The sequence below is a fragment of the Lysinibacillus sp. genome (genome assembly GCF_032093475.1).
Taxonomy (GTDB): domain Bacteria; phylum Bacillota; class Bacilli; order Bacillales_A; family Planococcaceae; genus Lysinibacillus; species Lysinibacillus irui.
Genome location: NZ_DAMDAY010000062.1, coordinates 1 through 24,285 on the forward strand (window position 1 = coordinate 1; position 24,285 = coordinate 24,285).

The 24,285-nt window shown below is 38.8% G+C and carries 23 protein-coding genes and 1 riboswitch; of the genes, 2 read left to right on the forward strand and 21 right to left on the reverse strand.

Annotated features, from left to right (window positions below; translation table 11 throughout):
• Nucleotides 1–388, reverse strand: a 388-nt coding sequence (locus RT445_RS13660; protein WP_313470722.1) for a methionine gamma-lyase family protein, incomplete at its 3' end; no start/stop codon positions are given.
• Between the two features lie 341 nt (nt 389–729).
• On the opposite strand from RT445_RS13660, the gene RT445_RS13665 reads away from it, so the two are divergent.
• Nucleotides 730–1,335: a trimeric intracellular cation channel family protein gene (locus RT445_RS13665; RefSeq protein WP_274796084.1), complete on the forward strand. Its 606-nt coding sequence runs from the start codon at nt 730–732 to the stop codon at nt 1,333–1,335.
• Nucleotides 1,336–1,388: 53 nt separating this feature from the next.
• On the opposite strand, the gene cobT is transcribed toward RT445_RS13665, so the two are convergent.
• Both cobT and RT445_RS13675 read right to left on the reverse strand, forming a co-directional pair.
• Nucleotides 1,389–2,444 (reverse strand): nicotinate-nucleotide--dimethylbenzimidazole phosphoribosyltransferase, encoded by a 1,056-nt coding sequence (gene cobT / locus RT445_RS13670; protein ID WP_312505276.1) that lies wholly within the window; start codon nt 2,442–2,444, stop codon nt 1,389–1,391.
• Nucleotides 2,445–2,533: 89 nt separating this feature from the next.
• A riboswitch (cobalamin riboswitch) is annotated at nt 2,534–2,709 on the reverse strand.
• A gap of 41 nt (nt 2,710–2,750) precedes the next feature.
• Nucleotides 2,751–3,605 (reverse strand): DMT family transporter, encoded by an 855-nt coding sequence (locus RT445_RS13675; RefSeq protein ID WP_274796082.1) that lies wholly within the window; start codon nt 3,603–3,605, stop codon nt 2,751–2,753.
• A gap of 249 nt (nt 3,606–3,854) precedes the next feature.
• Between RT445_RS13675 and RT445_RS13680 the strand changes: the two genes are divergently transcribed.
• The gene (locus RT445_RS13680; RefSeq protein ID WP_312505493.1) at nt 3,855–4,250 is read left to right on the forward strand and encodes a hypothetical protein; all 396 of its coding nucleotides are present in this window, start codon (nt 3,855–3,857) and stop codon (nt 4,248–4,250) included.
• Between the two features lie 46 nt (nt 4,251–4,296).
• Here RT445_RS13680 and RT445_RS13685 read toward each other — a convergent pair whose 3' ends face one another.
• From RT445_RS13685 to RT445_RS13770, 18 genes are all read right to left on the reverse strand, one after another.
• Nucleotides 4,297–4,599, reverse strand: a complete 303-nt coding sequence (locus RT445_RS13685; RefSeq protein WP_274796080.1) for a rhodanese-like domain-containing protein — start codon at nt 4,597–4,599, stop codon at nt 4,297–4,299.
• A 97-nt stretch (nt 4,600–4,696) separates the two neighbouring features.
• On the reverse strand, nt 4,697–4,927 hold the full coding sequence (gene hfq, locus RT445_RS13690; RefSeq protein ID WP_274796079.1) for an RNA chaperone Hfq: 231 nt from the start codon (nt 4,925–4,927) through the stop codon (nt 4,697–4,699).
• 118 nt (nt 4,928–5,045) lie between these two features.
• Nucleotides 5,046–5,948 (reverse strand): tRNA (adenosine(37)-N6)-dimethylallyltransferase MiaA, encoded by a 903-nt coding sequence (miaA, locus tag RT445_RS13695; RefSeq protein WP_274796078.1) that lies wholly within the window; start codon nt 5,946–5,948, stop codon nt 5,046–5,048.
• Nucleotides 5,935–6,852, reverse strand: a complete 918-nt coding sequence (locus RT445_RS13700; RefSeq protein ID WP_312505272.1) for an alpha/beta fold hydrolase — start codon at nt 6,850–6,852, stop codon at nt 5,935–5,937. The genes miaA and RT445_RS13700 overlap by 14 nt, the downstream gene beginning before the upstream one ends.
• Before the next feature lie 3 nt (nt 6,853–6,855).
• Nucleotides 6,856–8,502, reverse strand: coding sequence for a glycerol-3-phosphate dehydrogenase/oxidase (locus RT445_RS13705; RefSeq protein ID WP_312505270.1), 1,647 nt, complete (start codon nt 8,500–8,502; stop codon nt 6,856–6,858).
• A gap of 18 nt (nt 8,503–8,520) precedes the next feature.
• A complete protein-coding gene (gene glpK / locus RT445_RS13710) occupies nt 8,521–10,014 on the reverse strand; it encodes a glycerol kinase GlpK (protein ID WP_274796075.1) in 1,494 nt (497 codons plus the stop codon).
• 18 nt (nt 10,015–10,032) lie between these two features.
• Complete coding sequence (gene mutL, locus RT445_RS13715) at nt 10,033–11,898, reverse strand: DNA mismatch repair endonuclease MutL (protein WP_312505268.1); 1,866 nt, start codon at nt 11,896–11,898, stop codon at nt 10,033–10,035.
• A gap of 15 nt (nt 11,899–11,913) precedes the next feature.
• Nucleotides 11,914–14,484 carry a DNA mismatch repair protein MutS gene (gene mutS, locus RT445_RS13720; protein WP_312505266.1) on the reverse strand — a complete coding sequence of 857 codons (2,571 nt, stop codon included), beginning with the start codon at nt 14,482–14,484 and terminating at the stop codon, nt 11,914–11,916.
• A 128-nt stretch (nt 14,485–14,612) separates the two neighbouring features.
• Complete coding sequence (gene cotE, locus RT445_RS13725) at nt 14,613–15,272, reverse strand: outer spore coat protein CotE (RefSeq protein WP_274796072.1); 660 nt, start codon at nt 15,270–15,272, stop codon at nt 14,613–14,615.
• A gap of 133 nt (nt 15,273–15,405) precedes the next feature.
• Nucleotides 15,406–15,843, reverse strand: a complete 438-nt coding sequence (locus RT445_RS13730; RefSeq protein ID WP_274796071.1) for a YlbF/YmcA family competence regulator — start codon at nt 15,841–15,843, stop codon at nt 15,406–15,408.
• Nucleotides 15,844–17,388 (reverse strand): tRNA (N6-isopentenyl adenosine(37)-C2)-methylthiotransferase MiaB, encoded by a 1,545-nt coding sequence (gene miaB, locus RT445_RS13735; protein WP_312505265.1) that lies wholly within the window; start codon nt 17,386–17,388, stop codon nt 15,844–15,846. It abuts the gene before it with no gap.
• A gap of 215 nt (nt 17,389–17,603) precedes the next feature.
• Nucleotides 17,604–18,866, reverse strand: coding sequence for a carboxylate--amine ligase (locus tag RT445_RS13740; protein ID WP_312505263.1), 1,263 nt, complete (start codon nt 18,864–18,866; stop codon nt 17,604–17,606).
• Nucleotides 18,867–18,974: 108 nt separating this feature from the next.
• Nucleotides 18,975–19,988, reverse strand: a complete 1,014-nt coding sequence (locus tag RT445_RS13745) for a histidinol phosphate phosphatase domain-containing protein (RefSeq protein WP_274796068.1) — start codon at nt 19,986–19,988, stop codon at nt 18,975–18,977.
• Nucleotides 19,985–20,770: a DeoR/GlpR family DNA-binding transcription regulator gene (locus RT445_RS13750; protein ID WP_312505261.1), complete on the reverse strand. Its 786-nt coding sequence runs from the start codon at nt 20,768–20,770 to the stop codon at nt 19,985–19,987. Before RT445_RS13750 ends, RT445_RS13745 begins: the two co-directional genes overlap by 4 nt.
• Nucleotides 20,767–21,768, reverse strand: a complete 1,002-nt coding sequence (locus RT445_RS13755) for an ABC transporter ATP-binding protein (RefSeq protein ID WP_312505260.1) — start codon at nt 21,766–21,768, stop codon at nt 20,767–20,769. The genes RT445_RS13750 and RT445_RS13755 overlap by 4 nt, the downstream gene beginning before the upstream one ends.
• Entirely contained in the window at nt 21,765–22,550 is a 786-nt protein-coding gene (locus RT445_RS13760; protein ID WP_274796065.1) for an ABC transporter permease, read from the reverse strand. The genes RT445_RS13755 and RT445_RS13760 overlap by 4 nt, the downstream gene beginning before the upstream one ends.
• The gene (locus tag RT445_RS13765) at nt 22,547–23,392 is read right to left on the reverse strand and encodes an ABC transporter permease (protein WP_274796064.1); all 846 of its coding nucleotides are present in this window, start codon (nt 23,390–23,392) and stop codon (nt 22,547–22,549) included. The genes RT445_RS13760 and RT445_RS13765 overlap by 4 nt, the downstream gene beginning before the upstream one ends.
• A gap of 72 nt (nt 23,393–23,464) precedes the next feature.
• The coding region (locus RT445_RS13770) for an alkaline phosphatase family protein (protein WP_313470723.1) at nt 23,465–24,285 on the reverse strand (821 nt) is incomplete at its 5' end.

Consider the following 24,285-nt stretch of genomic DNA (forward strand, 5'->3'; position numbering starts at 1 on the left):
TGTCACCACCATCGACAATAGATTGCAATGTATCATATGGCTGACCAGAAATATAAAGCAGCTCATCACCAGGACGAAGTACACCGAATAGACTAAGCGTGATCGCATGTGTTCCGGAAATGATTTGTGGTCGTACAATGGCAGCCTCTGCACCGAATACTTCCGCATAAACACGCTCTAGATTATCGCGTCCCTCATCATCATAGCCATAGCCGTTTGATGGATGTAAATGATAATCACTTACTTGATGCTTTCTGAAAGCTGCTAGCACCTTCTGTTGATTATAAAATGCCATTTCTTCGACCTTTGCATGATAAGGTCGAACTCGCTCCTCTATTTGTGCTGCTAATGATAGCGTTTGTACTGATAAGTTAGATGTAAACGTCATTCTTTTCTTCTCCATTTCACCGTTGTCCCGCATTTCAATCAGTAAGATTTTTATGATCTAAATTGAACTAACTCTCTCTAGAATTTGCTAATCAACTACTGGTATATCAACGCTCATGACAGATCTTTTTCTTTATTTCATTATCATCTTAACAATTTGTATGTGTACCTGCAAAACTTGCCTATTGTTTCTAAGCGCATTTTACGCTAAGCTAATGTGCGGACTTGTTTCAAGAAGCGTGTTTAATGACTGAATTTGGCTCATAAATCCATAGATTTTGTTTCAAGAAAAGTCTTTTAACATAAAAAGAAGTTTATTTATTAATAGAAGGGGTGAAAGGAATGGCTTGGGAGGTTTTTAGTATTATCGGAACAATTGCCTTTGCTATTTCTGGGGCAATTATTGCCATGGAAGAAGAATACGATTTATTCGGTGTCTATATACTCGGAATTGTAACTGCTTTTGGTGGAGGGGCTATTCGAAATTTACTTATTGGACTACCTGTCACGACCTTATGGGGGCAGGATATGATGTTTCAAATTGCGTTAGCAGCGATTACTATATTTTTTATTTTCCCTCATCATTTGATTCAGCATTGGCATCGTTGGGGTAACTTCACAGATGCGATTGGCTTATCAGCATTTGCAATTCAAGGTGCGTTGTATGCCGTGAAATTAGATATGCCTATTAGTGCTGTGATAGTAGCTGCTGTCTTAACTGGTTCGGGTGGCGGCATTGTGCGTGATTTATTGGCTAGACGTAAACCATTAGTTCTACGAGATGAGGTGTATGGTGTTTGGGCTGCACTTGCAGGGCTAATTATTGGATTTGAAGTGTTTACAGGAGACATCTTCCTTTATATTTTATTCGCCATCATCACAGTGTTACGCATTCTTTCCTATATGATGAAATGGCGTTTGCCTTTACGTAAGCTAAATCGAGCATAATGAATGGGGAATAAGCCCAAATAGTATTGGAACTATACGGGCTTATTCCTTTTTTATTTAGCTAATAGTTGCATCGCTTCCTCTAACGTCACCATATTGTTCATCATGGAGCAGGCTGCATCTAAAATGGGAAAAGCTAAGGCGGCACCAGAGCCTTCTCCTAAGCGCATGTTCATATGTAGCATTGGTTCAATGCCGAGTAATGCTGCGGCAATTTTAGCACCCGGTTCCTCTGAAGCATGGGAAGGGATAATATAATCTTTTACTTTCGGTTCAAGCTTATATGCGATAAGTGCGGCAATAGTTGAAATAAAACCATCAATCACAACCGGCTTACGATGGACAGCTGCCCCAAGTATGATACCAGCCATGGCCCCTATCTCTAAGCCACCGACTTTAGCTAATACATCTATACCGTCTTGAGGGTCTGGTTGATTGACCTCAATAGCTTTTTTAATAACCGCTGCTTTATGAGCAATGCCTCCATTGCCTACACCTGCCCCAAACCCTGTTACTTCAATTGGATCACATCCAGTCAATACAGCTAAAATAGCAGCACTAGGTGTTGTATTACCAATGCCCATTTCACCTGTGCCAAGTACATTAGCCCCTTTTGCTATTTCCTCTGTCGCCACATGAATTCCTACTTCAATTGCTTGAATGGCTTCCTCTTTAGACATGGCAGGTCCTTTTGCCATATTGTCTGTACCGTACTTAATTTTATTGATGATGACACCTGCACCGTGTGGAATCTCTTCTTTCACCCCTACATCTACTGTGACCACCTTGGCATTGGTAATGTTTGCAATCGCGCAAACGCCTGTACCACCTTGAGGGAAATTTAATGTTTGAAAGACCGTAACATCTTGTGGATTCGTGGTTACACCTTCTTCACAAACACCGTGATCAGCAGCACAGATAATAATGACCTTTTTATCAACGAGCGGATATAATTGTCCAGTTATCCCAGAAAGCTGCACAGCAATGGACTCTAGTTTTCCTAAACTACCAGGGGGCTTACAGAGAGCATCTATACGCTTTCTTGCTTGCTCCCTCGTTTTCATGTCAGCACCTTGGATGTTTTGTAACGTGTTTTGTAGTAATTGCATGATAATTTCTCCTTTCCTTTTAAGACAAAAAGAAAAAGCCTGTAGTTTATCGTCACAACAAATAAACTACAGACTTTTCCATCATCCATACCTTTTAAAGCAAATAGGCAGGTCTCCTGGCTCAAGTTCAACATTCCACAGCACCTTCCCAGCAACGCGCTAGTGGTATTTACTATAGAACTCCCTTATACAGTGGCGGGTCCGCTAAAGATTTTCACTTTATTCCCTATTCTCCCCTTTGGGCACCTAATGCTTTTATTAAATTACTTTAAATCTACGACAGCTTATTCTTCCTGTCAAACCCTTTTACACTTTTTCGATTTCACTTTGTAATGTGGAGCCTAATAGGAGAATGGCTCCTATTAGTTGTAGCAGCGTCATTTTTTCTCCAATAATCATCGTGGAGATCACTAATGATGTCAGTGGATCAATATAGCTAAGAATAGCTATACTTTGACCTTTTAGCTGTGACATGCCTAAAAAGAATAAATAAAACCCTATACCTGCATGGACAATGCCCAATACGATGAGTAATAGAATAGAAGCAAAATTTATTTGCATCACCTGAAAACCCGTCGTTCCTACAATATAGAGGCTGAGGAAAAATGCAGCTAAACAGAGTTGGATAATCGTATTATGTGGTTCCTTTAACCCGCGAATATTTTTATTTGTAAATGTTAGTAGGGTGTAAAAGCATGCCGCAATCAGACCATAGACAATACCAATTAAGTGTCCACTATTTTCTGCGTTCTGACTTTGCACTATCAAAAAAAGACCGATAAGTGCTACAACAACATAAACTATTTTTCTTGCAACTAGCTTTTCTTTTAAAATAATAGGCGATAAACAGATGACCAATACGGGTGCAAAATAATAACTTAGGGCAGCATTAGCAATGGTCGTTTCCTTATACGCCTGAAATAAAAATATCCAATTTCCACATAAAGCAACACTTGAAATTAATAACGGCCATTTATTCAGGACAATAGCGCTTCTTGCAAAGCTTTCCTTTTTATAAATAAAAATTACTAGTAAAAAACAAGCACCAATGCCACTCATCCAAAAGGCAATCTCACTAGAAGCTAAAGGAATATACCTTGCAAAAACACCGACAGCACCAAAAATAACCATAGATAATACAAATGCTAATTTTCCGCTCATTAAAAATTCCTACTTTCTACGCATATAGTTTGAGCCTATACAGTAGAATCTAATAAGAATGAGCAATCAGTTATCGGATGCCTAAACAGTAGATTCTACTGTAAAGACATTGTTGGGGGTGCTATTGATCGAAACATACAAAATCCCTCCTTCATTACATGTTATCATAACATATTTCTGAAAATTCAGGAGAGTTTGTCTTTGAAAAAATGTGGTAAATTACTGAATGATGAAAAAGGAGAAGATACGATGAATGCAAAAGAATTAAGAAACGCCATTGCTGAAACATGTGAAACTCATGATAGCCTGTATGCCCAGCTCGTAAAACCAATTAATCAGTTATTAATGGACATCGACGCATCTATTAGCGAAGAAACAGCACATACAATTATAAAAAATTTAAAATTATTTCATAGCGGACATAAATACATTACGGAGTGTCACTTTGATGAAAGTGACAATTTTTTAAAGGATGGTATTGAGCTTCTCCAAAAGGGGGATCTTGCGAATGGTGCACTACAAGTTTACGGGGCTGGTTTGAACTTTGCCAGTTATGCTGCAAAGATTAAAGGACAAAAAAATGTGAATCTTTATAACAATTTTGCAGAAAACTTTGGTTACATTATGAATTCATTAAAAGAATAGACCTAAAAAAAGAAAGAGTAGGCACTCTTTCTTTTTACGTATCACATTATTTAAATTCTAATTCTCCATCATATGCAAGCATGCCGCCTTCAAGATTTGTTACATCAAATCCTTGAGCTTCTAAATAGGCGCAAGCATTCGCAGAACGAGCACCAGCCTTACATACAACAATATACGGCTTTTCTACATCTAATTCATCTAAACGCTCTGGGATTGTCCCAAGGGCAATATGCTGAGCGCCAGGAATCATGCCATGCGCTACTTCTTCGTCTTCTCGAACGTCAATAATATATAGGTCTTCATTGGCATCCAATAGATCTAATAATTGCGTTGTTTCCATCGATTTCATAAAACTCGTCCTCCAAATATCAATTTCCTCTATCATTATAGCCTGAAGAAAAAAAAACAGCCAGTGTGGAGAACACTAACTGTTTAATACTATCTTTTTATGCTTCTGTCTCTAAAAAATCTATTTGTTTAGCTGGAACGAATGTAGAAATGGCGTGCTTGTAGATTAGGTGCTGTTTATTTTCAGCATCTAATAATAAAACTGTAAAATTATCATATGATTTCACAGTCCCTTTTAACTGAAATCCATTTAACAGAAATACAGTTACAAAAACACTGTTTTTACGTAGTTGGTTCAAAAACGTATCTTGCAAGTTGATTGATTTCATCAAATAGCCTCCCTACTAACTTTCTACCTCTTCATTCCTATAGTAGCACGTTCTACCAATTTATCAATTAGTAATTTTTAGAAATATTTCTTTAATTAGCAAGAAAATATGTCAACTTTTATAATTGCTCATCTGTCGTCATAAAATAGACATCCATTTTATTGCGGAAATAGGTAAGCTGTCTTTTTGCATAGCGGCGAGAATTTTGTTTTAAACTGTCTATCGCTTCCTCAAGGGAACATTTTCCATCCAAATAATCATATAGTTCCTTATAACCAATCGCTTGTATGGACTGAACACCTCGAATATTTTGCTGCCATAATCCTTTAACCTCTTCTAAAAGACCTTTTTCCATCATCAAATCAACACGATGGTTAATGCGGTCATACAGCACTTCACGTGACATATTTTGACCTAGCCCTAAAATGACATGCTTGTATAGAGGCACTTCACCTCGATTTTGTGCTTCTGCAGCTTTGGATACACCGCTTAATTCTAACATTTCCAATGCCCTAATCACACGTCGAGTATTGTTTGGATGAATCGTTTCAGCCGTTTGAGGGTCTAGTTGTTTTAACTTATCGTGCATTGCCTCTGGGCCAAGCTTTGCTAATTCATCATAATAGGCTTTACGTGCAGCCTCATCGACTTTTTCATCAGTAAATTGAAAATCATATAAGACAGCTTGTACATATAAGCCCGAGCCACCTACTATAATGGGTAACTTATGTCGAGATTGGATTTCTGCAATTTTGGCTCGCACTAGTTTTTGATAATCTGCCACTGAAAAAGATTCTGTCGGCTCTAAAAAGCTTAGTAGGTGATGTGGGATACCCTCCATCTCTTCTTCCGTAATTTTAGCAGTCCCTATATCCAGTCCTTTATAAACTTGCATGGAGTCACCATTTATGATTTCACCATTATATTTTTTTGCAAGTTCAATACTTAAAGCTGTTTTCCCAGAAGCAGTTGGTCCCACAATAGCTACGACCTCTGCCTGCTGTAATCTAGTTTGTATCATATTTTTTTAACCACCGTAATATAACTTGAAAGACTTCTTCTTGATTGTCTTCATTTAAAATTTCATGCCGCTTATCCTCAAATAAATAAACCGTTACATCTTTTACACCTACCGCAGTTAATTGTTCAGCAACTGCGTAAACCCCTAGCCCCTGTTCACCTACGGGATCCTTACTACCACTAATCAAGAGGATAGGAAGATCTTGTCTTACCTTCGCTAATTCTTTTTTACGATTTAGTGTTGTTAAGCCCGTCGTTAAATCAACGAAAAATTGATTGGTCGGAATAAAGCCACAATAGGGATCATCAATATACTTTTGGACTTCTTGCTGTACTGAGCATAGCCAGTCATAGGCAGTTTTTGGATTCGGAAACTGTTTATTAAAGCTACCAAAGCTCAGCTGATTTAACAAATTACTTTCCGACTCTTTACCAAGTCCCTTCGCTAATGCTTTAGCGACAATATTTCCCACTGCATGCAAAGCTGTAACATTTCCGGTACCACAAAGAATTACTTTATCAACTTGCTCTCCGTATAGTTGAATATAACGCCGTGTAATGAATGAACCCATACTGTGACCAAATAGAATGAATGGGACATCTGCAAACGGTGCATGTAATTGCATTATCACTTCATGGGCATCTTTTACAACCCGTTCAAAGCCGTTTTCTTCAGCAAAGAAGCCTAATGTGCCATTATAAGCGGCCGTTTCACCATGTCCACGATGATCGTGCATCGTTACAGCATAGCCAAATGCATTGAGTGTTTTGGCAAATGTTACATAACGACCACTGTGCTCTGCCATACCATGCAAAATGTGTATATGACCAATGCATGGCGTTGATGGCTCCAATGTTCGCGTGAAGACAAATTGATCATCCGACATTTGAATATAACGCTCCATCCCTTACTCCCCTTCATTTACAAAATTTGTCGCATCCATGATAGCTTGATCTAATTCAGCTATATAAGTATTTTTTTGTTCTTCCGTATAATTCAAGTGTTGTTGCATTACTTGAACCACTTGTTGCTTATAGAGCTTCACTGCTTCAATATCAAAGTATAACAAGCCAGTACGACGAATAAAGAAGTCGCTCGGTGTATAGACCATTTCTGCTTCAATGCCATACAATAGCATGGCATGTAAGGCTAAAGGCATTGTACTGCCATGTTCATGTAAATATTTCACACGATCAAATAACGCATCAACATTCGTACCATACTTTTGTACAAGCTGTTTGGCTTCATCATAATTCAAGCCATATTGGACACCTTCTCGTGCTTTATAGGCTATATAGTCAGGGAAATTAATAGCGTTGATTCCCTTTGCACCCGAGAGTGATAGCTCACGAGTTAAACATTCACTCGCATGCTTATAACGACGAACCTTAACAATTTTATCTACAATTGTCTCTGCCATTTGACGATAACCTGTGAGTTTTCCACCTGCAATCGTCATTAAACCACTTGGTGCCGTCCAAATTTCATCTTTTCTTGAAATTTCAGAAGGGTCCTTTCCTTTTTCATAAATTAGTGGCCGTACTCCTGCCCAAGTGGATTCAATTGTTTCTCTAGTAATTGTAGCTGTTGGAAAAACACGTTTAGCTGCATCAATTAAATAATCCACATCTTGCTGGGTTGCAATAGGATGTACAGGATCACCTTCAAAGACAGTATCAGTTGTCCCTACATAGGTTTTGCCATCTCGTGGAATGGCAAAGGCCATACGCCCATCGGCAATATCAAAATAAACAGCTTGCTTCAGTGGAAAGTCCTTTTGTTTTAGGACAATATGAACACCCTTTGTTAATCGTAATTGCTTGTTATCAGCTACTTTATCTTTTTGTCGCACTTCATCTACCCAAGGCCCTGTAGCATTGACAATTTGTGCAGCATGAACATCGAGTATTCTCCCCGTTAAATGATCCTCCACCTTAATGCCAACAAGCTTTTTCTTTTCGTAAATAAATTCCTTCATTTCTGCATAATTAAGACACAGTGCACCATATTCAGCAGCCTTCTTTAATACCTCAATCGTCAGTCGTGCATCATCCGTTCGATATTCAACATAATAGCCGCCACCAACAAGTCCATCTTGATTGAGTAATGGCTCTAATGCTAGTGTTTCTTGAGCGTTTAACATCGTTCTTCGTTCATGTTTTTTTACACCTGCTAATCTGTCATATACCTTTAATGCTAGAGATGTTGTCAAAGGACCGAGCGAGCCCTTTTTATATAAAGGTAAGAGCATTTTTTCAGGCGTTGTTACATGAACCGCATTATCATACACAATCTCACGCTCACGTCCCACTTCTGCTACGACACCCACATCAAATTGCTTTAAATAACGTAAACCGCCGTGAATAAGTTTTGTCGAACGGCTAGAGGTACCGGCTGAAAAATCCTGCATTTCTATTAATGCAACTGAAAGTCCTCTCGATGCAGCATCTAATGCAATACCTGCACCTGTTATCCCTCCACCAATGACTAATACGTCAAAGCTATAGTGCTCAAGATAATATAAAATTTTTGGACGATGCTCATATGAAAACATACTTTTTTCCCCCAATAGCTATGATTTAAAAATTCGTGTAGCTTCTACAGCCTTTTGCCAGCCTGTGTAAAGAGCTGTGGCTTGTTCTTCATCCATTTGTGGTTGGTAGGTTTGACCACTCATCCATAATGCCGATAAAGCCTCTTGGTTTGGCCAGAAGCTAGTAGCAAGCCCTGCTAAATAGGCCGCGCCTAGTGCTGTTGATTCATTGAGCTTTGCTAGCTCTACATGGAGCTGTAAAATATCACTTTGGAACTGCATTAAAAATTGATTTTTGACGGCCCCACCATCTACACGCAGCACTTCAATTGGTGTGCCAGCCGCTTCCTCCATCGCATCTAGTACATCCTTCGTTTGATAAGCTAGTGATTCAAGTGTTGCCCTGATAAAATGTTCTTTAGACGTTCCTCGTGTTAAGCCAAAAATGGCACCACGAGCATCTGTATCCCAATAAGGAGTACCTAGTCCCACAAAGGCGGGTACAACGTAGACACCGTCCGTATCATCTACTTTTGTAGCATAGGTTTCAGAATCTTCGGCGGTGCGTATCATTCGTAGTCCATCCCGTAGCCATTGGATAGCTGACCCAGCTACAAAAACACTACCCTCTAATGCGTAAGTCACTTTCCCATCTATTCCCCATGCAATGGTAGTCAATAATCCATTCTCAGATGTTACCGCCTGCTGTCCCGTATTTACTAACATAAAACAGCCTGTGCCGTACGTGTTTTTGGCCATTCCTTTGGTAAAACAAGTTTGCCCAAATAGAGCTGCCTGTTGATCACCCGCAATACCAGCAATTGGAATTTTTTCACCAAAGAAAATACTTGGAGCAGTTTCTGTGTAAATTTCTGATGAATTTTTCACTTCAGGGAGCATGGACATAGGGATATCTAACAGCTTGCAAAGTTCCTCATCCCATTGCAATTTATGAATATTATAAAGCATTGTTCGTGCTGCATTTGAATAATCCGTAATATGGGCCTTTCCCTTTGATAATCGCCAAACAATCCAAGAATCAATCGTTCCAAATAGCAAGTCTCCATTGTCAGCGAGTTCACGTGCACCCTCCACATTGTCTAAAATCCATTTTATTTTTGTGGCTGAAAAATAAGCATCTAAACGTAATCCTGTTTTTTGCTGAAATAGTTCTTCATGTCCTTGTTCTTTTAACGTATTCACAATATCCTGTGTTTGGCGTGATTGCCAGACAATAGCGTTGTAAATTGGCTGACCTGATTGTTTATCCCAGACAACCGTTGTTTCCCGCTGATTGGTAATGCCAATTGCATGGACTTCACTTGCTTCATGTCCACTTTCAGTTAATACAGCGGCGATAACAGATAAGATAGAACCCCAAATCTCATTTGCATTATGCTCTACCCACCCAGCCTTCGGGAAAATTTGTTGAAATTCTTTTTGTGCTACATGAACAATTTCACCCTTTTTATTAAATAAAATGGCTCTTGAACTTGTCGTTCCTTGATCAATCGCTAAAATAAATTCGCCCATTCCTATTCCCCCTTCTTACTACATTACCCGTTTGAACATTTTTTCCACTTCATACGATGTAAAGTGAATAAGCACTGGACGTCCATGTGGGCATGTAAATGGATTATCTGCATTGCGTAAATCTCGCAGCAATGTTTCCATTTGTTCTTTTGTTAGAAAATGATTGGCTTTAATCGATTTTTTACAGCTCATCATGATGGCTGCTGCTTCACGTAACTTTTTGACATCAGCCTTTTTCGTTGTCAGCACTTGTTCAATTAAATCCTCGATGATTTCCTGTTCCTCCCCCTGTGGGAACCAACTTGGGTGCTCACGGACAACGAAAGATGACTGTCCAAATTCCTCTAAAAATACACCTACAGCTTCTAACTCTGGCTTATGTTCTCGTAAAATAAGTGCCTCATCGGCAGCATAGTGGAATGTTAGTGGGAGCAGTAATGCCTGACGTTCATGTGGATTGACCTGACCAACCTTTTCGCGGAAAAACTCATATTTAATCCGTTCTTGTGCAGCATGCTGATCAATTAAATAAAAACCATCCTCCATTTGTGCAACAATGTATGTGCCATGGATTTGTCCTACTACTTCCAGTTCGGGAAACGGTTCTTTCGTTGGCTCATCCTCTAATACTTCTTGTTGTTCTACAATGCTTACCTCTTCAACCTCATTAGTCTCTATTTGAGGGGCTGGCTGCCAATTATCCTTATCCCCCACAACATCAGGAATAGGCTCTGGCTCAACTGACTGTTGATTATTTTCTTGAATAGTTTGTACATCGTACAGTTTTTCTACGATTGCATTCATCTTCTCAACATCTATCTTGGGCGCAGGTTTCCAAATATTTAATTGCTCCGTCACAGGTTTGACGCTTTTTTCCTTCTTCTCCATTTGTGGAACGCGAATAACACTGCGTATTTTTTCTCGAATGGTTTCTTCTATTAACTTCAAAAGCTCTGGCTCTTTACTTAAACGAATCTGATGCTTCGCAGGATGCACATTGACATCTGTTAAATATGGATCACCTTCAATATAGAGGACAACGATTGGAAAGCGCTCGATAGGCAAATACGTATGGTAGGCATCTACAATTGCTTTTTGTACTAAATAATGCTTAACCCAGCGACCATTAACAAATAAGGACATATAATTTTTAGATGCACGTGTTACCTCTGGCAAGGTTACAAAGCCAAAAATTCGATAGTCATGTGACTCTCCCTGGAACGACACCATTTTCTTGGCATTATGTATACCATAGATAGCAGCAAGAACTTGTTGCACATCTCCTCGTCCATTCGTTTGCAATAATTGTTGACCATTATGCAGTAATCTGAACGCAATTTGAGGATTACTAAGCGCGAGGCGATTCATCAAGTCTATTGTATGCCCTAGTTCAGTTTGAATAGTTTTCATATATTTTAAGCGAGCGGGTGTGTTAAAGAAGAGCTGTGAAACTGTTAAATCCGTTCCTTTACGTAAGGGACCGGGCTTATGTGTTAGAATATGTCCCCCTTCAAGCTCTAAATGTGTTCCAGATTCCCCATTCGATGTAATTAATGTCATTTTAGAAACAGAAGCAATCGATGCCAATGCTTCTCCACGGAACCCCAATGTACGAATGCGGAATAAATCATGTTCCTGATGAATTTTACTAGTAGCATGGCGAGAGAATGACATTAAGGCATCCTCTTCATCCATACCGCCACCATTATCAATTACCTGAATAGAAGTAAGACCCGCTTCTAGTAAAAACACATCAATGGACGTACTTCCAGCATCAATAGCATTTTCAACTAACTCTTTGACAACAGAAGCTGGCCTTTCTACCACTTCTCCTGCTGCGATTTTATTGGATAGCCACTCGTCCATAATTTGTATGTTTCCCACTAACGAATCACTCCTTTATTTTTTGGCGTTAATAAGCTCTTGCTGCAGTTCATATAAAATATTCATTGCCTGCATTGGTGAAGTTCCTAAAATATTTACTTTTTCTAATTTTTTTAGCACCTCTGCCTCAGCTGGCAAAATTGGTTCCTCCTCAGCAAATAAGGACATTTGCACGGGTTGTTCGGCTATTTCCTGTTTTTCGGCTACTACTTCTTTACCTGCTTCAAAATTCTCTAGCAATACACGTGCCCTCGCTAAAATTTCCTCTGGTAATTGCGCAAGCTGCGCCACATGAATACCGTAGGATTTATCAGCAGCTCCTTTTTTTACCTTATGCAAAAAGACAACCGTCCCATTTTTTTCTGTGGCTGAGACATGTACATTTTGTAAACGAGGTAAATCCTTTTCAAGTGCTGTTAACTCATGATAATGCGTAGAAAATAACGTATTGGCTCCGATTTTGTCATGAATATATTCCATCATTGACTGGGCCAAACTCATACCATCATACGTCGATGTTCCACGCCCAATTTCATCAAATAACATCAGGCTATTTTTCGTTGCGTGCATAATGGCATGCTGGGATTCAAGCATCTCGACCATAAATGTGGATTGTCCTGCTGCTAAATCATCAGCCGCCCCAATTCGAGTAAAAATTTGATCGGTAATCGGTAGCTTCGCTTTTTCAGCAGGTACATAGCAGCCCATTTGCGCCATCACAACAATCAAGGCAACTTGACGCATGTAGGTACTTTTACCAGACATATTTGGCCCTGTAATGAGCATCATATTGTTCTGCTCTTCTAACACACAATCATTTGGTACATACATTTGTTTATTTAACATTTTTTCAACAACGGGATGTCTGCCCTCGATAATTTCTAGGGAACGTCCACCATGAAATTCTGGTTTCGTAAAACGATACTTTTCTGAAACACTTGCAAAGCTTAGTAAAACATCTAGCTCGCTAATGCTTGCTGCGAGTGCTTGGACACGGGGAATATATGCTTTTAATGCATCTCGAATTTCCACAAACAAATTGTACTCTAATGTTAAGCTTTCTTCCTCAGCATTTAAAATTAACGCCTCTTTTTCTTTTAGCTCTTGGGTAATATAGCGCTCTGCATTAGCTAGTGTTTGTTTACGCTCATAGCGAGTTAAATCCGCTAAATGGATATTGGATTTAGTAATTTCAATATAGTAACCAAAAATTCGATTATAGCCTATTTTTAAATTCTTAATACCCGTTTTCATCCGCTCTTCTTGTTCAAGCTGAGCAATCCAATCCTTGCCATTACGAGCAGCATAGCGAAGCTCATCTAGGCGTTCATTAAAGCCATCTCGGATGACGTCTCCTTCTTTAATGGTAATAGGCGGATTATCTGTGATTGCCTTTGCTAACAGTGCCTCAACATCTGTACATGTATCGAGTGCTAGACCCAATCGGTGAAGCGTTTCCTTGTCTGCATCCAGCAATTGTTGCTGGATGGTTGGTACCTGGCGTAGTGAATCACGCAATTGAGCTAAATCACGTCCACCCACATTACCAAAAGCAACACGACCGGCCAAGCGTTCTAAATCATATACTTGTTTTAAGGCTGTTTGCAGCTCTGTTCGCACAAAATATGCTTCCAATAAATCGGTTACAATCTCTAATCTTGCTTCTATAGCTGATCGAGTGGCAAGTGGTTGATGAAGCCATTGCTTTAATTTACGCCCACCCATCGCCGTTACAGTATCATCGAGCAGCCATAAAAGTGTCCCTTTCTGGTCTCCGCCACGAATCGATTGAATCAGCTCTAAATTTCGTTTAGAACTAGAATCAATTCGTAAATAATTTTTTATTTCATTAAATGTGAATGCTTGAATATGTGATAAGGAACGCATTTGTGTTTGGTCAATATAAGCTAACAAACGCAGACATGCAATTTGTAATGGTTGTGGGACCGCTTCTAAATAGCTTGCTGCTTGATCGATCGGCATTTCATTAGTTTCAACTGAAAGCACAATTCCCGCATTGACGGCATGCTCTGCTAACAATAGTTGTAAACTATCAGTCACAATAAGCTCCCGAATGCCGTAAGCTTGCATTTGCATTAAAAGAGCTTTTCCATCGCCTTCTATAGAAGAAGCAACTGCTTCGCCTGTCGATAAATCTAAATAAGCATAGCCAAAAGTTGTGTCATCCAATTGCTCTGCTGCTCCAATAAAATGGTTAGATTTACCATCAAGCGCCTTACCTTCCATAATGGTACCTGGTGTGATCAATTGAACGACCTCCCGTTTTACCACACCTTTTGCTTGCTTTGGATCTTCTGTTTGTTCACAAATCGCCACTTTATACCCTTTTTGTACAAGTGTTTCAATATAATTTTTAGCCGAGTGATGAGGCACCCCACACATGGGTATTCGCTCTTTTGCCCCTGCATCTCGGCTCGTTAATGTAATTTCTAAAATTTGTGAGGCATTAATGGCATCCTCAAAAAACATTTCATAAAAGTCGCCTAATCTAAAAAATAAAAAGGCATCTTTGTAATCTTCTTTAACCTGTAGATACTGTTGCATCATTGGTGTATATGTTGTCATATAAATATTTACCTCGCTCTTGCCTAATAGATATTTTTATTATAACAAAAGATACATGCGAAACGCTTGATTCACCTTTTTTAAGATGCTAGCGTTCCGCATGTATCAAAAATTGATGTTTTCTAGATTTATCTTGGTCGTTCATCAGGAAACGATGAAGACTCTAACACATACCTACCTTCTCCATCAGAGCTCGAAGATGAGCTTGAACTTGAGCTTGAGCTTGATGACGATGATGATGAGCTTTCATCATTAAAGTTCCAATCTTCCTCATAGTCTAATGGATGGACACTAATACAAATTGTTGTTTCACCCATTACTTCAACTACTACTTCACGTTCTACTACAATTTCAAACTTTGTACCACATGGAGAGATGACCGCTTCAATACAATTTGGTTCTTGTAACACCCGTACTCGAACATCCTCACCAACGCTAATCTCGCCTTCTCGGTAGTGAAGCTTCACTTTGTCTTTATAGTGAACTGTTTCGGAAAACACAGCTGTCTTCGAATGGTTACTATACGCATACCATACATTGACATCAAATTTCCCTGTTACTTCAACAAATTTCCCGACTCTTTTTGCAGAGCACGTATGATTGATAACCCAGCATCCTAAAATACTTGTCGGTTTATTTGTTGGTGATAATGTGACACGTTCTTCCGTTCTCTTCTTCCCTTTGGCAACTACTGCTTTCGTCACGATTTGTCGTAAACGTTTCAGCGCAATTCCTCCTTCGACTCTTTTCACTCCATCATATGCAGGTAGCGCCCATTGGGTGAACATATATTTTTAGAGAATGTAATGGTTCGGCAAGATTCTTTTCCATGAGATGTCTACTATAGGATAGAGTCCTTCTATAGAAGAAGACATAAAAAAGCTCGAATGCTGTCATTCGAGCTTTCATTTCTATGATTTTTTAAGAACAGCTACCTGGCTGAGAGTTTTCTACGTATGAACCTGTTTCACCGCGAAGTACATCGCCACCTGTTGAGCGAATAATTTCATTTGTTACATTATTAGCAATTGTATTCGAAACAAGTTGCAATAAATCGTTCACATCGCCTTGTGATTCTTTAAATTGTTGCACAACTGGGATGTCATTAATTTCTTCTTCAATTTTAGCGATTTTATCTTCAATCATTTTCAATGCTTTTTCTTTTCCTAAGTGTTGGAAATTAACAGCTTGTTTTTGTAAGCTTTTTAAACTTGCAATACGTTCACGTACTTGTTGATTTTCATTAATTTGTGCCTCTGCCTTTTTAAAGAATTCAACCTCTGGCGTATTCGCAATCATATGTGCAATTTCATGTGATTTTTTAATTAAATCTTCTTTTGTATATAAGACTTGTGTCATTTACGCTTCCACCTTTTCATTTTTTACGACTTCTACAAATTCACCAGTAAGCGAATAAGAGGTAGCCTCTATTATTTTAACTTTTACTAATTGACCAATTACTTCAGCTGGCGCTTTAAAGTTAACCAGACGATTTTTTCGCGTATAGCCAGCTAAGACATCATCGCGTTTTTTACTTGTACCTTCAACTAGAACTTCGACTATCTCACCTTTTAATCGTTCCAATGCTTTGCGAGAGTATTCACCCACTACTTCATTTAAACGTTGAAGGCGCTCTTTTTTGACCTCTTCAGGTACATTGTCAATCATTTTAGCCGCTGGTGTTCCCTCACGAGGAGAATAAATATACGTAAATGCTGCCTCAAAGCCCACTTCACGATATAACGACAATGTTTCCTCGAATTGCTCCTCTGTTTCATTTGGGTAGCCAACAATAATATCTGTCGTTAAGGTAACTTCAGGTATTGCGGCTTTAATTTTGTCTACTAATCCAAGGAAATGCTCACGTGTATATTTACGAGCCATAATTTTTAGAACTTCATTAGAGCCAGATTGTACAGGTAAATGAATATGTTCCACTAAGTTCCCGCGTTTTGCAAGCACTTCGATTAAATGGTCATCGAAATCACGCGGATGACTTGTTGTAAAACGGATACGTGGGATATCGATCTTTCTTAATTCATCCATCAAATCACCGAGGCGATAATCGATATCTTCAAAATCCTTCCCGTAAGCGTTGACATTTTGCCCCAGAAGCATAATTTCTTTATAGCCTGCAGCCGCTAAATCACGAACTTCAGCAATGATTTCTTCTGGACGTCGACTACGTTCTTTACCACGTGTGTAGGGAACGATACAATACGTACAGAATTTATCGCAACCGTACATAATATTAACCCAAGCTTTAATAGAACCAAGTCGCTTTTTCGGCAGATTTTCAATGACATCGCCTTCTTTTGACCAAACCTCTACAACCATTTCCTTCGACATATAGGCTTCTTTAAGTATGTTTGGTAAACGATGAATATTGTGCGTACCAAATACCATATCGACGTGTGGATAGCTTCTTAAAATTTTGTTGACAACCGATTCCTCTTGCGACATACAGCCACAAACCCCAATCAGCATTTCTGGGTTTTTACGTTTATATTTTAGTAGGAAACCTAGTTCTCCAAATACTTTATTTTCTGCATTTTCACGAATAGCACATGTATTCAGTAAGACAACGTCAGCCTCTTCAATCGCCTCTGTTGGTGTGTAGCCAAGCTGCATAAAAATCCCGGCCATTACTTCTGTATCATGCTCATTCATTTGGCAGCCATAAGTACGAATGTAGAAAGTACGATCTTTACCCATGCCTGCAAATTCCTCGGCAATGCTGAAATCCTTATGGTATTTAACATCTTCTTTGCCACGTTTTTTAGCATCTTTTAAGGAAGGAGCTGTAAAGACCCTCTCAAAATATTTACTATAATCCTTTTCAGGCTTGTCTTCTTTTTTTGGTTGATTGACCTGTTGATTAGCTAAGCGTTGTTCCTCATTCATCGCAATCAGGTAACTCCTTTCAAACGAAATCCATGCACTTGAATTTCCATTTTACTATTATACTGAATAGTTGATACTTCCTACAAGGTTTGCGCCTCAAATGTCGGGGATTCGACTTAATTACAGCAGGTTGGAAGTATCTATCCATTATATCTTTTAAATTTTAAGTGCTATCCTGCAGTTTAGACGTTCAATCCTGTTATTCACTTATTTAATCAATCACTTTCATGAAAGTACTTGTGATACTTTACATGTAAGTATCGATTATACAATTTCAGCTTGATCCATCGCTTGATATTTACATCTTTTTTATAAAGCAATGCATTCGTATATCGTCCTTCTTTCATTAAACGCTTTGCTTCTATTTTTAATTTTTCATTCCGCATGTATTTTAATAAAGTTTTGGGTGGAAGGAGTGACCATATATGCTTTGTCTGGACATACGTTCGTTCATGATGTATGCCAAGTAAGTAGTCATCCACCATATACTGCATTAAATTATAACCGCTTGCTGTCACATAGTGACTTGAAGCCCCTGCACGTAAATTCATTTCAAATAGCTTGTATACTCCGACTTTGGCATCATATTTCATATCGAAATTAGCAAAACCGCTATAGCCTATGTCCTCTAAAAAGTGCCGGATGGACTCCATTAGCTGTTCATCGTAATCAGTCATAACAGCTAAAGAAATACCTTTATTCTGTGGGGATGGATCTTCAAGCAGCTTGTTGCTGATACACATTAATTTGACTTTGTGATCTCTTCCTACAAAAACATCTAGTACACGGATAGAAGAATCATCGCCTGGAATAAATTCTTGTACTATCAAGGCATCTTGATAGCTAGAACGATAAATAGATTGAATAATATGCTGCATCTCAGCGGCATCCTGCACAAAAAAAATTTTTTTCTTTTCTGGAAAAGAACAATTCGTATAGGCCACTGGATTAGAGGGTTTAATGATAACTGGATACTGGAAAGGGAGTTTACCCGGTAGGTGCTGTTTAGTTATAATGATGGTTTGGGGATAGTTTAATTGATACTGATCACAAAGCTGATAAAATTTTTCCTTCGTTTGCACCCTCTTAAGCAAAGTTTGATCAATATAAGGTAAAATAAAATATTTTTCAAGCTGTACTTTATTTTCAATGATAAGCTCTGCGTAATAGCAGTCACAAACGATTAAAATCAATTTCTTCTGTTGATACTGCAGTGCTACTCCGATTAAAGCTTGTACAAAGTAGGCAGGCTCATCTAAGTTCTCTACATATTGAAACTCCAATATACTGCTATTTTGTGTGGCAACGCCTTGTGAGCCGCCTAATAGGAGCGTACGAATATTTCTATCCTTTACAGCAGGCTCAATAACAAGACTTTTGATACGATAGGCTTCATAAAAGGAGCGGGCTACTCCATAGGCATGCTGACCCGATTGGATAATAATAGGCAAAAAGGGTTGTTCATTAATGAATGTCAATTTGACTCGCCTCACATATTAAATTGAATTTAATCATTTGTATGCAAGCTCCATTGTACTTATGTAACACAATTAAAAGGCACTCTGAAACTTAAGTGCCTTTTACTCTCACCATAAATCTAGCCATTTTTTGACCCGTTGCTCAAAGGCAACCACCGATTGAACACCGTAACTCCTTAGCAATTCTGTATTGGCAAATGTATATTTACCTAAATCATCAGGAAAATGGGCGTCAGAGGACACTGTAAAAGCAACTCCATGGTTCAGTAGGGTTTGTAAAAAATGAGGGCCAGGACACATTTCCTTTACAGGATAACGATAATACAGCCCAGCATTAATTTCAGTAGCAGTTTGCGTTGACGTAAGCGCTTGAGCAATACGTTTATACCAAGCCTCATTAAATTCATGATTCTCCACTTGATAATTAAACACTTTAAAATTGTCAAGATGGGCAACAAAATCAAACATATTGGAAAGAATCATGTTCTCAACCGTTGTAAAAAATTCCTCGTAACTTTGTTGTAAAGCAGATTGATCCATTTGCTCAAAAACATATTGTGTTTGAGGATTATCAAAGCCCCAGCCATCAACAAAATGGACAGAACCGATGACATAATCCCAAGGATAATCATTTAGCAAGGCCGTTAATTCTTCCTCCCCGCCGACAAAATAATCAGCCTCAATACCAAGCCTTAAAGCGATGCCCTGTTGGCGCCATTTCTCCTTTGCCTGCTGGATGGTACTAACAAAATCAGTTATATTTTCTGTCATAACACGTTCTAGCCAATATCGCTGGATTTGACCTATTTCACTATCATCCAGCCGCATAAAGCGCTCGAAATAGGCACGCGTTTCTTGAAAACGATATAAATGATCCACAATGCCTACTTCACGTAAGCCAAGCTTTTTTGCTTGTTCAAGATATAAATCTAACCACTCCTCGCTATAACAGCCACCTTGTACTCGCTTTGCTAGTCGCTGTAGTTGATCGGTCATATGTGCCTTCGAACCTTTATCTATCGCATCATGTTGATGGAAAAAATCTAATGCTTGTGATGTACGCTCTAGCCAGCGAAATGAATAAGGTCCTTCTTCTAAATGCACATGATAATCTATTGTCATCCGCTATTCCCTCCATTACATACCGTCCATTTTTCCTCATAATCCTGCCATTCTATTGGACAAGTGCTTTCACACAGAATTTCTGTACAATCTTCTAGATGACAGATTTGAAAAAATGATTTCCCATCCATCTTAGATGCATCGGCTAATAAATAACTTAATTTACTATGCTTGAGCATCTTTTTAGAAACTAGAGATTCATCTAAATCGTAATCATAAACAATGCCATCACTAATACCACCACAAGATAAGAAGGCTTTATCAAAATTCATATTATCTAGCATTTCTAATGTCATAGCACCCGCGACTGAAGATTGTTTAGGATTTGCCGTACCTCCTAGTAATATGACCTTGCCTGTCATACGTCGCTCTTCAATGGCTAAATTAAATTGAATAGCTGCCGCGATCGAGTTGGTTACAACAGTTATATCATCGACAGCTAGTAAGAAATCGGCCATATGAACTGTTGTTGTCCCTGTATCAACTGCAATGGTATCGCCATCGCAAATGCGTTTGGCAGCTATACGAGCAATTTGGCGCTTTGCTTCTTTTTGCATTTGTAGCTTGCGTAAAAAAGCAGGCTCATTTCGAACGTTGGTGTATTTAATAGCTCCACCATGAACCCTTGTTAGTAAATGCTGCTGCTCTAATTCATCAAAATCACGGCGAATTGTTTCTGGTGCCACTTGAAGGGCATCGGCAATATTTGCAACGATTATTTTACCCTCTATATCTAATTGTTTTAAAATAAATTCAAATCTCTCAAGTTTTGCGTACGTCATAATAGGGCAATCACATCTTCTTTTGCGACATAACACGTATAGGATTTGCCCATTTCAAGCGAATACCCTTGTTGATGGAGTTGTTCCATTGTAAATGTGGTTTCTCCATCAAATGTAGTTCGAATAATATTGCCACTCATTAATGATTGCTTCGCTATCCCCGATAGACATAAATCCCCCTCTCTTTTTTCAAGATGCAGGGCTTCTGGTCGAATGGCAAATTTGGTGGATTGCTCTGCTAAATTTTTTCCAAGCATTTTCTCTAATGACTTGCGAGTAAAGATATTGTAATGCCCTATAAAGCCAGCAATAAATTCATTAGTCGGTCTTGTATAAATCTCTGTCGGTGTACCATTTTGGGCTATGTTACCATGATTCATCACGAATATTCGGTCTGAAACAGCCATTGCCTCCTCCTGATCATGCGTGACTAAAATCATCGTCATATTGAGTTTTCGTTGAATTGTTCTTAAGTCAGCTTGCAGCTTCTTGCGAATTTGCGCATCTAGCGCACTAAGCGGCTCATCTAAGAGAAGTACTTTGGGACGAACAATTAAGGCTCGTGCAAGAGCAACACGTTGCTGTTGTCCACCAGATAATTCTTTTGGGTAGGCATGGGCTTTTTCACTTAAATGAACTAGTGCTAGCATTTCTTGAACTCGTTTGTCTATTTCAGCAGCTGCAACTTTTTGCATCCGTAAACCAAAGGCAACATTTTCTTGCACAGTCATATTTGGAAAGAGCGCATAGGATTGAAAGACCATGCCCACTTGACGATCCTTCGGTTGCACACCAGTCAAATCTTTTCCTTCAATAGAAATCTTACCTTTAGTTGCGTCTGTTAAGCCTGCGACAATTCGTAAAATGGTACTCTTCCCACAGCCACTTGGCCCTAACAATGTAATGAATTCCCCCTTTTTAATTTCCATAGTAATATTTGTTAAAACGGCTGATTGCCCATATTTTTTATGAAGTCCTTCAATAACAAGATAACTCATAGATTTGTAGCACCTTTCGTTCTTTTCGTTACTATCGCAATGACAAAAGTTAATAGACCCATCAGCACGATATAAATGAAAACAATTGCACTAGCAATATGTCCACTTGTGCTAAGCTTTTTCATTAAGTAAATCTGAACTGTTTCAAAGCGAGAACCAACCACAAGATTAATCAAGACAAATTCACCAAATAAGACAGAGAAGGATAACAATGCCCCTGCAAATAAACCTGGATAAACAGTAGGCAATAAAACTTTTGTAAATGCTTGCTTTTTAGAAGCGCCAAGTAATTGGGCTGCATCAAGTAGCTGCCTAGCATCTATATTTCGTAAACTATTTCGTGTTCCTTGATAGATATAAGGGAGAATCCCAACAACATAGGCTCCTAAAACAACAAAAATCATCGGTATACCAAATTGGCTATAAACACGAATAAGCCCTACTGCTAAAATAATTCCTGGAAAAGAATAGACCATAACCACTGCCATTTGTATCCATTTTTCGTATGTAGGAAAGTATAGAACAATGACGAAAATGGCTGGCACAATGACAAGGAGTGCAATACTTACAGCGCCACTGGCTAATAGTACAGAACGTCCAAATGCCTGAATAAAATCAGTGTCTTGAAACAACGTAGAAAGCCATTTTAATGTCAATCCCTCTGGTAGTATAGTTTTGTTCCATTTTGACGCAAAGGCATAGAGCATGGTTGCTAGCACAGGTAATAGTAAATACCCCACTAACAGGAGGAAAAATAAATCGGCCAAGCCTCGCTTTTTCATTTAAGTTTCCTCCTTGTTTTTGAGATGCTCCACTCACTAATTAGCATAGCAGTGACCATTGTTACAGCGAGAATGACCGCTATCGCACTTGCTAGCTCTGGTTGAGCAAAGATATCCCCTTTTATTAATGAACCAATACGAATCGCAACGAGGTTATAATTACTGCTTGTTAGTGCATAGGCAGAAGCATACGCACCCATCGCATTGGCGAACAACACACTAAATGTTCCAACAATACCTGGTAGCATAATAGGTAGACCAATCTTCATCCAAAACTGCCAACTAGATGCGCCTAGTAAGGCAGCGGCTTCCTTCCAATGTTGCTGAATCCCATCATAAATGGGATATAACAGCATGAGTGATAACGGAAGCTGAAAGTAAATGTAGATTAATAATAAACCACCCCAACTATAAAGAGAGAAGGACGATAGTACATCGATATCCCATTTTTCAAATAATAGGGTAAATAGCCCGCTATTTCCGAGTAAAACGATAAAAGCAAATGCAAGCGGAATACCCGAAAAATTCGAAGTTAAATTTGATAAAATTAAAATTTTCTCCCTTACTGGTTCAGAAAATTTCATCATGGCATAGACCGCGAACAATGTGACAATTAGCGCAATCAAGGCAGAGATAATGGATAATGTAATACTATTTTTAAAACCTTGTAAAATATAGTCATTCGTAAAAATGGCTTCATATTGCATCAACGTAAAGCCTTCACTATTTTGAAAGCTTGTTATGAGCATATAAAATAACGGAACAAAGAAAAACAATAATAGTAAGACAAGAAAAGGCGAAAGCCAGGCAATGGATTGCCGCTTCGATATCAACACAATCACTTCTTTCTATAAATTACTTGCGGCTTAGGGGGATAATAGCCGCTCCTGTTAAAGTGGAGCGACTATTATTGTTTAAACTTCTTTTGGTGTAAACACACCTTCTAGTAGGAGTGGTACCATACCATCAGCAGGCTCAATAGCTAATAAATGACAGCATAATGGTGCAATTTGTAATTGCGAAATAATCCCTTCTTTAATACCAGCCTTTACAAAATCAGAAATGACAAACAGCGGGACATGTCGATCCTCATGGGTAGTTCCGCCATGGTTGCCATCACTTGTCATACCATGATCAGCCGTAACGATGACCTCATAGCCTTGTGCCATACACTTAGGAATAAATAAGGAAAGTAATGCATCCATTGCTAAAACTCGATTGCGATATTGTGCGGAATCTGCCGTAAATTTATGACCATCATCATCAACATTCATTGGATGGATATAAAGAAAATCAGGCTGCTTTTGATCCATTAACCATGCTGCATCAGCAAATACATGACTATCAGGATAATGATCCTCGAAATAGAACAAACCATTTTCAATAGGTAACTGTTTATCAAGCTGTAATCTATCCTCCATATGGCTAAATGGCGCTCTATTGTATAGCTCACTTACCCAATAATAAGCAGAGGCTGCAGTGGACAAACCATGTTCCTTTGCGACATGAAAGACACTTTTTTGATTCGATATACGTACGGTCATATTGCTTGTAACTCCATGAACAATGGGGGGTGTCCCTGTTAAGATCGTCTCATATAAAGGTCTTGATAAGGATGGCACCTCTGAGCAAATTTTATAGCGAGCGGCCACCTTACGTTCGACTAGATGGTGCAAGAATCCCATATGTGTACAGGCCGTATCAAAACGTAGCGCATCGATCACAATGAGTACCA